This window comes from Lentibacillus salinarum (assembly GCF_042679865.1).
GTDB classification, from domain to species: domain Bacteria; phylum Bacillota; class Bacilli; order Bacillales; family Amphibacillaceae; genus Lentibacillus; species Lentibacillus salinarum.
The window spans coordinates 1-10,615 of the sequence record NZ_JBHTNH010000002.1 but is presented as its reverse complement, the minus strand read 5'-3'; the positions used below and the strand labels follow the sequence as shown (position 1 = coordinate 10,615).

Genomic DNA, 10,615 nt, shown 5'->3' with positions numbered 1-10,615 from the left:
GCTGACTGATCAGGCAAAGTTTTCACAGCGTCGCCAAACGCTATTTTCACACGGTATTTTGTGCTGCCTCATGTAATTTATTGAGCTGCCTTTCTAAATTTTCAAGAAGGGCTTTCCCTTCATTCTCATCAATTAAATTTAAGCGCACAGCAAAATCAATTTCTCGTGAAAGACCAAACATTTGTGTATCCAGAACTTCTTCATATAGAGGACATTGCGGCATTGTCAGATTTTTTATCTGGACTTCGATAAGCTTGTGTATCTTAGCAGCATCAGCTTTCAGAAGGGCATAAGCTTTTTCACGATCTGTCTCTGTCACCCCTGGAATCAATACTATCCCTCCATTAAAAAGACTACCTTATATTTTATATTACCGTTTGTGTTATGAAAATGCAAATGAAATTCAAGTGTATCCGTTATTTTATGATGAAAAATGATTTCATGTCTGCTATTCTTAATGGGATACATCATTTAAAGAGGTGATTATACATGATTGTTCCTATAACGGGTAACGTTACATACACGATTACACTTGATCCGACAGTATGGATCTTTGATGACCGGAAAATATTGCTCGATGAAGCATTTGACCTTGATTCGGAAAAAGAAGCGGAAAAAGATAGTCTGGAGAAGGCCGCTGATCGTTTCAGTCAAGAGGTTTATCAGCAGAATCTCAAGCCGCCTATCAACAAAAGCAATAAAACCATTTCACGAAATGAAGGCCAAAAATTCCTGGAAAATTCGTATGTTATGCCGATAGCCACGTTTTTGGGTTACGCCGAGATTAAGGAAAATGCCGATCATGTTACGCTCGAAACGGCAAACGGTGAGGAACGTATTCCATTGGAAACGCTTAAAGCAAGTTACCTGTTGTTTGCCAAAGATGGAAAGCCATTGAAGGAAGATGGGCCGGTCCATTTATTCTACAGTGATGGATCCAACCAGGAAAACCCGATTAAAGGGATACAAAAAATTATCGTCGAATAATCAGAAAAACGCGGTCATTGCCGCGTTTTTCTTTTGTATAATTTATCCTTGATGAACCAAACTAAAAAAAGTCATCCCGTGTCTGTCATAAAGGAGGAGTAGATATGCTATTACGCTTAGGAATCCCGTTGTTCTTGAGCTTGACGCTTCTAATTGGATGCCAGCAAAACGAAGAAGAGCAGTCATTGCCTCAAGAGACTGACGGTGATGACCGCTTTATTCAGGTGGAAGACTCTAATCCCGTTGAACAAGAAGACTTGTCTAATAAGGAAATTGCGACCCATCTGTCCAACGTCGCCAGTGATGTCCCCGATGTACAGAATGCTACATCAGTGGTCGCAGGACCTTATGCCGTCGTCGGGATTGACGTTGATAAGGATTTGGATCGTTCACGTGTCGGTTCCATCAAATATTCAGCACTTGAAGCGTTACAAAAAGATCCCTACGGAAAAACGGCCGTCGTTGTCGCAGACGGTGATGTTGTCGAGCGGATCCGATCGATGAGTGATAAGGTAGCTCAGGGGTATCCTGTTCAAGGATTCATCGATGAGTTATCGGCCATTGTGGGAAGGTATATGCCTGATTTCCCTATCAATGAGGACCGGCCGGATGAAGGCGATCAAAATAAACAATCCGTTCCGGAAGATGAAGAACAGCAACTGGATGATGTTGAAGAAGAACAATCAAACCATCATAATGAAGAGTAGTCATGGTGCTTGCCGGGTGTCAGGCAAGCACTTTTACATATCTCTCTGTTCCGCTTTCACATGATTATAATATTCCACGCCAAATTGGGAGCCTTCCGAGACCATTTTGGCATTTTCCAGTTGCGCAGCATCCTTAGGTTCTGCCTGATCCGGTATACCCGCCTCTTCGAAAGTTGAAACATCATGATCTGTATGATTGTTTTTCTTGATTTTTCCAGCCCCATTTTTAATTCCGGATTTTAACTTAGCACGGTTTTCTTTGTTTCTGAGCATAAACCCGGTGAACCCGACTCCTATGGCACCCGCAGCTGAAGCAATATACCGCTTTCTCATGTGATCACCCTTTCTGTTTAATAGATTGATTCCCAATATATTATCATGTTAAACATCTGCTTTTATACAAGTACCTGCCGTGTTATAGTAAAAGAGAAAAGCCTAATTTTTTGAGGTGAAAAAATGAAAGTACAATGTGTAATATGTGACACAGTACACGAATTAGAAGATGATTCATTGCAGGCCAAACGGTTACGAAACCGCAGAATTTATATGTATCTATGTACGGAATGTTACCGGCGTATTGATGATAAAACAAGGGAAAGGCATGCCACCGGAAGCTTCAAGCTGTATGATGCGTACAAAAAGAAGAAGAAAGATTTGATCTAACATATGTTAGAAAAAACGCTGACGCGTCTTTTCAGATGCCAGAGGCCCGAGGTCAGACTTGAAGACAAATCAGTGACTTAGCCGATTTCGATAGTGAAAACGTCGTCCAAAATTTCATACTTGCTTATTTTATAAAAAAACTCCATTTAAGGAGTTTTTTTAACGCTTGTTTGGTTTTCGCTGCCGATGCAATCTGAAACGATAGATACCGAGCACAGCACAAATCACCAGTAAACTATCTGTGATCGGATAGCCCACCAGGCTGAAAAAATTTAAAATAAGCGTACCGATCGCCAGCAGTATATAAACAAAAACTGATTTTAACACAGGCAGCTGCTTTGCGAACCCAAGTTTATAAGCAACAGCGGAAAGAATCAGATTAATTATGTAAAATGCCCAAAACACGTTGACACTGTCCCGGTAATTAATAATCAATTCATATACCAAACTAAAACTTGTGTCCATTCGTATCCCCCATTACACGGTTCACTAAAAGAAATAAAAAACTCACCTTATCCATCATACTAAAAAGTTCTCAGCCATGCCAGTTTAAAATCGGCAACTTTGAATGTTGAAGACGAATCATGTATACTGGTCAGCGGAAATCGAGGTGACTGTATGAAAACGATTAACATTCCAATGCTGCTACTGGCGGCACTGGTGATATCAATGTTTGCCCTGGTCGGCGTTGCGATTGCTTTTCGAAACATATGGCTTGTCTTATTATTTGTTATACTCGGCTTTGCTTTTATGGGCTACGGCTTATCCATGAAGCGCAAAAGGAAGTGACTTTTTGGAAAAGTCACTTCCTTCCTTTTACTGTGTAATGGCTAACAATGCTGTCCATGATAGCCGGGTTGCAGGTTAGAACTGAATTTTTTTGCAGCAGATTGATTGGTTTGCCAAAGGCATTCGTTGTCCTGCCTCCCACTTCATTGACAATGACAATTCCTGCTGCAATGTCCCAAGGTGCTAAATCCATTGTCATGTAGCCATCCATTATTCCCTCCGCAACAGCGGCAAACTCCAATGCTGCCGATCCGTATGTTCTTGTTCCCCTGACAGTTTTGACGAGATGCTGCATGACCTTCTCATCGACCAGACGATTGTCACAAAGCCAAAAATGATTTAATCCCAGAATCGCTTCCTGAAAATGTTTCTGCTTGTCAAGCGGAAGCAAGGCTGTGTCATTTTTATACGCGCCCTCCCCTTTCCTCGCACTGTATAATTGATCAGCCATGACATCATATATAAACCCGATTTCACCAACACCATCCTGATAAATACCTACCGATATGGCAAAATTCCGTTTCTGATGGACGAAATTCATGGTTCCGTCAATCGGATCGATAATCCAGACAGTCCCCTCAAGTGCCTGCAGTTCATCACCATAACCCTCTTCACTAATAATGAAATGTTCCGGATATCTTTCTTTTATACGGGTTATGAAAAAATATTCCGTGTCCCTGTCCATCGCTGTTACAAGATCATTCGGATCTGATTTCGTCTCCACTGTCAGTGGGTCATTTATTTTGTCCCTGATCGCTTTACCTGCTTCAAGCACCCATTCTTTTGCCTGTTGAAATATTCCATCGCGTTGTTCCCTATTCATCTGTAAGCCTCCAGTTTTTCAAGTTAAAACCATCATACCAAATTGGAGGGCAAGAATCATATTCAAGGGCTGCGAAACAGGAAATTTGCTGCGCAACAACGGTCAATAACCCCAAAAATAGCCATATGTAAATTTGGGGTTCCAGCTGCTACGCCCACGTTGTGAACAGGGACGTTTACCAGTTATGTTACCGGTCCCGATTTAACAGCTTTCGTTATTCACCTTCAAGATCCAACAGTCGCAAGCGTAACTGCTTCAATTTTTCCTTAGATTTAATGATTTGGACATGATCATTTGCTTGCATCGCATCATACAACGTCATCAATTCATAATCGATTTCCATCCGAATGACAGGCAGTCTTTCGTGGTTTTTCTGTTTACGCAGGTCCTCTATGACATATTTCATGTCATCCACAACCTTTCAAATGGCTTTTGTTATTTATATGCCTTATGACAGCAAATCGTTCATACAAAGTGGGATGCAGTCCTTTCTGAAGAAAACCTTTCCTGCAGTGCCAGCATTCACAACGGTACTATTATTCACATAACTTTCCCTTTATTTTAAATATTTAAACACTTCAAACGATATTATAACTTGACCTGGCATAATTTTTACTTGATAATAATGATAATCTGCTGATGTGTAGGCTGAAAGGATGATTAAAATGGCGTTTGTAGGATTTACCGAAAAAGATTTTAAGGCATTTGACATTGATGGTCTGGAAGAACGTATGGCGGCCATCCGGGCAAATATCCAGCCGAAATTCAAACAAATCGGTGAAGAGCTTTCCGGTGACATGGCTGATATGACCGGACAAGACATTTACGTGCATATCGCGCAGCATGCCAGAAGGACCAAAAATCCGCCAAATGATACGTGGATGGCCTTCTGTCATAATAAACGCGGTTATAAGAAGCATCCGCACTTTCAAATTGGCCTGTTTGATGATCACTTATTCATGTGGCTCGCTTATATTTATGAACTGCCGGAAAAACAGGCAATCGCCACATCGTTCCTGGACCATATGGGGGATATCCGGCAGTCCATTCCGGATGACTATGTCATTTCCCTTGATCATACAAAAAAAGAGGCAACAAGCCTTGGTACGATCGATTTGGAACAAGCACTGACACGATTTCAAAATGTAAAAAAAGCCGAATTCCTCATTGGACGACACTTTAACCCGGACGATCCGCTCCTGCATGATGGACAGGCATTATTAAATGAAGCAACCAAGACATTTGAAACATTAATGCCCTTGTACAAAATCTCAATGGGATAAGAAAAAGTCGGCTCCGCCTCATCATTCCAGAGGTCAAAGGCCGGAAGTCAGACTTGAAGAAATCGGCGAACCAGCCGATTTCACGATTGAAGACGTCACCTGAAATGTTATACTTTTCTGATCTTATAAGCAAAAGACCTTTCGCAGTGAAAGGTCTTTTGACTATTTCATAGTAATACTGGTGGACTCACTGTTCCGTGCTTTTCTGACGACCGGGAAACTGGCATAGCCTGATGCCCGCTCAAACTCCCGGAAATAGGTTTTTTCCTCGCTTTTTCCCGGGACAACCTGCTTAAATTTCCGGTAGGCAGCCAGTACATCATCACGGTTTACTTTTGTCTCATAGGCCCGTTCCACACATGAAAAGAAGTTAACCACATTGATCACTTCCTGTTTTGACCAGGCATCATCCAATGGATAATGATAATTCATCGTAGTCTATCACCTCAGTCATGACCATTTTCTTCTAACGGCAGCTGCTTCGTCAATGATGTTATGCATCAGCTCGTCGACCGTCGGGATATCCCGAATACTTCCAGAGCCCTGCCCGGCCCAGCCAAACCCTTTTTCAGCGTTTCCTTCATGGATATAGGTTTTGTTGGCTTCCCCACTAATATGTGCCTTTAGCGATTCATAATCACCATGCTGCCGTTCGATTTCCAGTATTTCATCAGTCCAGATGTTTTTTAATGCCCTGGCCGGGGTGCCCAGCGATCGTTTGATCACGACAGTGGCATTTTCATCTGCTTCCACCAACGCCTGTTTGTAAGCGGGATGCGCATCAACACATTCCTTTGTGGCAATAAATCGGGTACCCATCTCGATCCCTTCCGCTCCAAGAGCCAGAGCCGCCATCATACCCTGCCCATCAACAATGCCGCCTGACGCAATCACCGGTATGGAAACCGAATCTGCAACTTGAGGGGTTAACACGAACGTACCGGTATCACCCCGACCAAGGTGTCCACCGCCTTCGTGCCCGACAACCATAACAGCATCGGCACCGAGTTCTTCCGCTTTTTCCGCTTGCCGCCGTGCCGCTGTGAGCACCAGCGTTTTGATCGGATAATCCTGCACCATATCAAGCACACCTTTTGGATTGCCGCCAGTTACCGAAATCACTGGTATTTCTTCATCTATGGCGACCTGTACCATATGATCAAACCGTCTACCATGCTGCCCAATGGCAAAGTTGACACCAAACGGGTTATCCGTCAGCGTCTTCACTTTTCGGATTTCCGCACGCAATGCTTCCGGTCCGTCAAGACTCATAGCCGTTATTTGTCCCAAACCGCCGGCATTCGAAACGGCAGCAGCCAAATCGGCATAGGCTAGGTAAGCCAGCCCACCCTGGACGATCGGATATTTAATATGTAACAAATTCGTTATTTCCGTCTCCCACTTCACGATTTATCCTCCCCTTTTCCTTTTATCATATCATTTTCTTAGGCAATATGGCTAATCCGATTACAAAAAAACAACCGCCATGACAAACAAGCAGTTGCTCAGGAAAACGCTTTAATTTTTATGTTTATTTTTGGCAGCAGGAAGGGCATGTGCCGTAATACGTGGTTACTTTTTCATCGTTAAAATAATCGATCACTTTCTGACAATCCTGGCAGACAATTGTCCCCATGTGTCCTCTCCCCTTTTTGCTGGATTGTGATATTATGTTCACATTATAATATGACACAATAACAAAATCAACCATTAATTAGTATAACATAGTGATACGTTTATGTTTCTGTGAATCGGAAAAACCAGCTAATTTTCATTGCTGGCTTTGCTGATAGATCATTATTCTGGAGCTTATCGATTATTCCCTTGTCTGAATAGCGTCCGGGTCAACAATTTTATAGCCTTTATCCCGAAGGCCGGAAAAAATATCTTCTAATGCAGCTGCTGTCCATTCACGGTCGTGCATCAGCAGGTTAGCACCTGGTTTCAGCAGGCTGTGCGGAACGTCCACTTCAGGCGCCTTCCCTGTAACCATCGCTTCCGTAAGTTTTTCAGCATCCATATACGGTTCAAAGTAGTCATACCCGTACGTCCAATTCATCAAAACCATGTCCTCATCCTCTGCAAGCTGTCTTGTAAAATCTGTATTAGCGCCATTTGGAGCCCTGAAAAATTGCGGACGTTCACCGATAATATCTTCGACCGTATCATTCAGACTGACTATTTCTTCTTTTTGCTCGTCTTCCGGTAAATCAGGCAAGTACGAATGGCTGTTGGTATGGTTACCGATTTCGAAGCCCATTTCATGGATTTGTTGTAAAGCGTCCTGCCTTTCAGATGTATCAAGGAAATGACCATTAACGAAAAAAATCGCCTTTGCATCCAACTTCTCCAATGTTCTAGCCATTTCAAGCGCATACTTATCAGGTACATCATCAACGGTCAGTAATACCACTTTTTCAGTCGCCTTTTCATCAATCGGTATGACCGAAGATGTTTCGTCGTCAATTCGATAGACAGGTTCAGCCGAATCTGCCTGATTTTGTTCGTCTTGTGTTTCCTGATAAGCCGATTCCTCATTTTCTTCATGCGGCTGTTCTTTTTCTTCCTTGCCTGTTGTCTGCTCCTGCTCTTTATCCTGTCCGGCTTCTTCTTCCACATCTGTTGTAACGTCCCCGCATGCTGACATAAGTAGTGCAATCATTACCATAATAAGCCATACGATGTTTTTCAAAGTTGCCCCTCCTGTTTTAATAGCGTGGCAAACCGCATATTAACATGAATAGACACCACCAGCGTTTAAACAAAATTGTAAACCTTTTAAATTCTCAAAAATATATGTTTTCAGATATAAAAAAATCCTTTATAATAGAAGTAATCATTCTGGTATCGAAACACTGATGATGTACATTACAGTATACCGAAAATATCGTATGCTTGACCACTCTTTTTAGTTTACATACTGCCCATTTACGTATACCGTGAAAGTATGCGTTTAAGTTTTAGGGGCAGGATAAAAGGAAGGTTTATGGTTGAATTACATAGAGACGTATGTTTAAATACTAAACTGTGCTAATTCTTCAGCTGGATTAGTTACATAGGAAGGAGCAGACAATATGAAATAGTTATACGTATATTTTATATTTCCGTTGCGGTTGCACTTATTTTCATCATTTGGGGTATATATCCGGGCTCTAACATGAATGAGATAACAACGGCCGTATAAGATTTCATTGTCGACAATTTTGGCTGGGGTTTTATCGCATAAGTGCTACGGTTTTTTGATCTTTTCTATTTACTTTATTTTTCAAAGTACGGTAAGGGCTGCGTCTAATATTTAGCGGTAGTGGTTACAATTTGCCAGCTGGGACAATCTAAACGTACCTTACATCGAAAATTGTTACCCATGTGAAAAGTACCGGGAATTAAAATTGCACCGGGCGTCAAGCAAATCAATGAATGGTAGCCCGGACCGAATGTTTTATCAGAGACCATGGTTAACTCGGGAGAAGCCCTTTATCAATGCAGCAGACAAGTTCGGGGTTTGTCAATGTCGAAAAAATTGACATGTTGTCTGTTCATGTTACGACAAAATTTTAGACAAAGAATATAGGGAGGTCTTATTATTAAATCCAAAACAATGACACCTGTTTTTTGGGTATCGCTTGCATTAGTACTTGTATTTATTATTTGGGGAGCTTTTTTCCCAACAAATGTTGAATATGTATTAGGCCTAGTTGACAGTTTTATTTCAGATACATTCGGCTGGTTTTATTTATTGGTAACAACAGGATTTGTTGTGCTTGCATTGTATTTGATCTTTGGTCCATATGGAAAAATTAAGCTTGGAAAGCCTGATGATAAGCCGGAATATAGTTATTTTACCTGGTTTGCGTTTTTGTTTACCGCCGGTATGGGAGTCGGTCTCGTATTCTATGGCGTGACGGAACCTTTAACACATTTTTATTCACCCCCTTCTGCTGATCCAGAAACGGTAGCTGCTGCAGAACAGTCAATGCAATACACTTTATTCCATTGGGGATTCCATCCATGGGCCACGTATGCAGTACTCGCATTGACGCTGGCATATTTCAAGTTTCGTCACCGAGCCCCTGCTTTGATCAGTTCTGCTTTTTCGCCACTGATTGGCGACCGATCTAAAGGTGCCTTAGGAATCTCTATTGATACACTGGCCGTCTTTGCCACCGTATTTGGTATTGCAACGTCTCTTGGGCTTGGCGCAACACAGATTTCAGCTGGGTTAAGTTTTACCTTTGAAGGAATTCCCAATACACTGACAACCAATCTGATTGTCATTTTAGTCATCACACTATTATTTATGCTTTCTGCTACGACAGGCATTAATCGAGGTATCCGTTACCTGAGCTGGACAAATATAGTACTTGCCATCGCATTGATGCTCTTTGTGTTCATTCTCGGATCTTCTGTAAAGATGATCGAGTCTTTTACAACAACATTGGGTAATTATGCACAAAATCTTCCAAGTATGACATTCGGCATGAATGCATTTGAAGGTGACAGAGAGTTTCTTAATTCATGGACACTCTTTTACTGGGCTTGGTGGATTGGCTGGTCGCCATTTGTTGGAACCTTTATTGCCCGAGTTTCCAGAGGAAGGACGATTCGTGAATTTGTCCTCGGGGTAACTGTCGTACCGGTTATTTTTAGCGCCTTCTGGTTCTCTGTTTTTGGTATTGCCGGATTTGAAATGGACTCGGCTGAAGGTGGGGTTATCTATCAGTTAATGAATGAAATGGGAAATGAAGTAGCTTTATTTGCCTTTCTTGAGTCAACACCCATGGCAGCTGTTGTCATCGGTATCGCAGTGCTCTTGATTACCTCCTTCTTCGTTACCTCTGCCGATTCCGGTACATTTGTGCTTGGCATGCTGACAACAGGTGGCAAGTTAAATCCAAGCGCAGGCGTTAAAGTTATCTGGGGGATTATCCTTGCCGCAACTGCTGCGGTGCTATTGTGGTCCGGCGGGCTGTCGGCACTGCAAATGGCCATGCTGATTGCAGCATTCCCGTTCGCGATTTTAATGATATTCATGTGTATTTCGCTTATCAAAGCACTGAAAAGCGAACATGGCATTTTGCAAATGGAAATGAAACAGCGCGAACACGATCCGCAGTTCAGGGAAAAGCAGCGTAAAGAACTCAGAAGAATGCGCAAAGGCTTTCAGAAAACACTTCCTGATGCTGAAGATGAAAAAGAATCTTAATGTACAAAGCTGTCCAGAAAGGATCTCCAATTCTCAGCGCTGAGGATTAAAATTATTTTCATTTCACTTGTTTCTTGAAATTCATCATATTATAAACCGAATATTCGAAAATTATCATTCTCCTGTTATACGAAAAAAGAGAAGCCGAATTTTCGGGAAT

The 10,615-nt window shown here is 42.0% G+C and carries 15 protein-coding genes; 6 read left to right on the top strand and 9 right to left on the bottom strand.

Annotated features, from left to right (window positions below; genetic code table 11):
• Positions 1-46: 46 nt before the first annotated feature.
• The gene (locus tag ACFQ4A_RS00810; RefSeq protein ID WP_382397503.1) at positions 47-328 is read right to left on the bottom strand and encodes a YlaN family protein; all 282 of its coding nucleotides are present in this window, start codon (positions 326-328) and stop codon (positions 47-49) included.
• 161 nt (positions 329-489) lie between these two features.
• Between ACFQ4A_RS00810 and ACFQ4A_RS00805 the strand changes: the two genes are divergently transcribed.
• Positions 490-987 (top strand): hypothetical protein, encoded by a 498-nt coding sequence (locus tag ACFQ4A_RS00805; protein ID WP_382396931.1) that lies wholly within the window; start codon positions 490-492, stop codon positions 985-987.
• Between the two features lie 104 nt (positions 988-1,091).
• Positions 1,092-1,694: a YhcN/YlaJ family sporulation lipoprotein gene (locus ACFQ4A_RS00800; RefSeq protein WP_382396930.1), complete on the top strand. Its 603-nt coding sequence runs from the start codon at positions 1,092-1,094 to the stop codon at positions 1,692-1,694.
• Positions 1,695-1,727: 33 nt separating this feature from the next.
• On the opposite strand, the gene ACFQ4A_RS00795 is transcribed toward ACFQ4A_RS00800, so the two are convergent.
• On the bottom strand, positions 1,728-2,027 hold the full coding sequence (locus tag ACFQ4A_RS00795; protein ID WP_382396929.1) for a hypothetical protein: 300 nt from the start codon (positions 2,025-2,027) through the stop codon (positions 1,728-1,730).
• A 123-nt stretch (positions 2,028-2,150) separates the two neighbouring features.
• Between ACFQ4A_RS00795 and ACFQ4A_RS00790 the strand changes: the two genes are divergently transcribed.
• Positions 2,151-2,357, top strand: coding sequence for a YlaI family protein (locus ACFQ4A_RS00790; protein WP_382396928.1), 207 nt, complete (start codon positions 2,151-2,153; stop codon positions 2,355-2,357).
• A gap of 159 nt (positions 2,358-2,516) precedes the next feature.
• Here ACFQ4A_RS00790 and ACFQ4A_RS00785 read toward each other — a convergent pair whose 3' ends face one another.
• Positions 2,517-2,822, bottom strand: coding sequence for a YlaH-like family protein (locus tag ACFQ4A_RS00785; protein ID WP_382396927.1), 306 nt, complete (start codon positions 2,820-2,822; stop codon positions 2,517-2,519).
• Positions 2,823-2,975: 153 nt separating this feature from the next.
• On the opposite strand from ACFQ4A_RS00785, the gene ACFQ4A_RS00780 reads away from it, so the two are divergent.
• Positions 2,976-3,146: a DUF5325 family protein gene (locus ACFQ4A_RS00780; RefSeq protein WP_382396926.1), complete on the top strand. Its 171-nt coding sequence runs from the start codon at positions 2,976-2,978 to the stop codon at positions 3,144-3,146.
• Between the two features lie 13 nt (positions 3,147-3,159).
• Here the strand turns inward: ACFQ4A_RS00780 and ACFQ4A_RS00775 are convergent, their stop codons facing one another.
• Together ACFQ4A_RS00775 and ACFQ4A_RS00770 are read right to left on the bottom strand one after the other, a co-directional pair.
• The gene (locus tag ACFQ4A_RS00775) at positions 3,160-3,969 is read right to left on the bottom strand and encodes an inositol monophosphatase family protein (RefSeq protein WP_382396925.1); all 810 of its coding nucleotides are present in this window, start codon (positions 3,967-3,969) and stop codon (positions 3,160-3,162) included.
• A 214-nt stretch (positions 3,970-4,183) separates the two neighbouring features.
• Positions 4,184-4,375 carry a hypothetical protein gene (locus ACFQ4A_RS00770; RefSeq protein ID WP_382396924.1) on the bottom strand — a complete coding sequence of 64 codons (192 nt, stop codon included), beginning with the start codon at positions 4,373-4,375 and terminating at the stop codon, positions 4,184-4,186.
• A 259-nt stretch (positions 4,376-4,634) separates the two neighbouring features.
• Between ACFQ4A_RS00770 and ACFQ4A_RS00765 the strand changes: the two genes are divergently transcribed.
• Positions 4,635-5,252: a YktB family protein gene (locus tag ACFQ4A_RS00765; RefSeq protein WP_382396923.1), complete on the top strand. Its 618-nt coding sequence runs from the start codon at positions 4,635-4,637 to the stop codon at positions 5,250-5,252.
• A 162-nt stretch (positions 5,253-5,414) separates the two neighbouring features.
• On the opposite strand, the gene ACFQ4A_RS00760 is transcribed toward ACFQ4A_RS00765, so the two are convergent.
• The 4 genes from ACFQ4A_RS00760 to ACFQ4A_RS00745 all read right to left on the bottom strand — a co-directional run bounded on the left by ACFQ4A_RS00760 (position 5,415) and on the right by ACFQ4A_RS00745 (position 7,944).
• Positions 5,415-5,684 carry a UPF0223 family protein gene (locus ACFQ4A_RS00760; protein ID WP_382396922.1) on the bottom strand — a complete coding sequence of 90 codons (270 nt, stop codon included), beginning with the start codon at positions 5,682-5,684 and terminating at the stop codon, positions 5,415-5,417.
• An 18-nt stretch (positions 5,685-5,702) separates the two neighbouring features.
• Entirely contained in the window at positions 5,703-6,659 is a 957-nt protein-coding gene (locus ACFQ4A_RS00755; RefSeq protein ID WP_382396921.1) for an NAD(P)H-dependent flavin oxidoreductase, read from the bottom strand.
• A gap of 124 nt (positions 6,660-6,783) precedes the next feature.
• Positions 6,784-6,888, bottom strand: coding sequence for a GapA-binding peptide SR1P (locus tag ACFQ4A_RS00750; protein WP_382396920.1), 105 nt, complete (start codon positions 6,886-6,888; stop codon positions 6,784-6,786).
• Between the two features lie 180 nt (positions 6,889-7,068).
• Entirely contained in the window at positions 7,069-7,944 is an 876-nt protein-coding gene (locus tag ACFQ4A_RS00745) for a polysaccharide deacetylase family protein (RefSeq protein WP_382396919.1), read from the bottom strand.
• A 906-nt stretch (positions 7,945-8,850) separates the two neighbouring features.
• On the opposite strand from ACFQ4A_RS00745, the gene ACFQ4A_RS00740 reads away from it, so the two are divergent.
• Complete coding sequence (locus ACFQ4A_RS00740) at positions 8,851-10,455, top strand: BCCT family transporter (RefSeq protein WP_382396918.1); 1,605 nt, start codon at positions 8,851-8,853, stop codon at positions 10,453-10,455.
• Positions 10,456-10,615 lie beyond the last annotated feature (160 nt).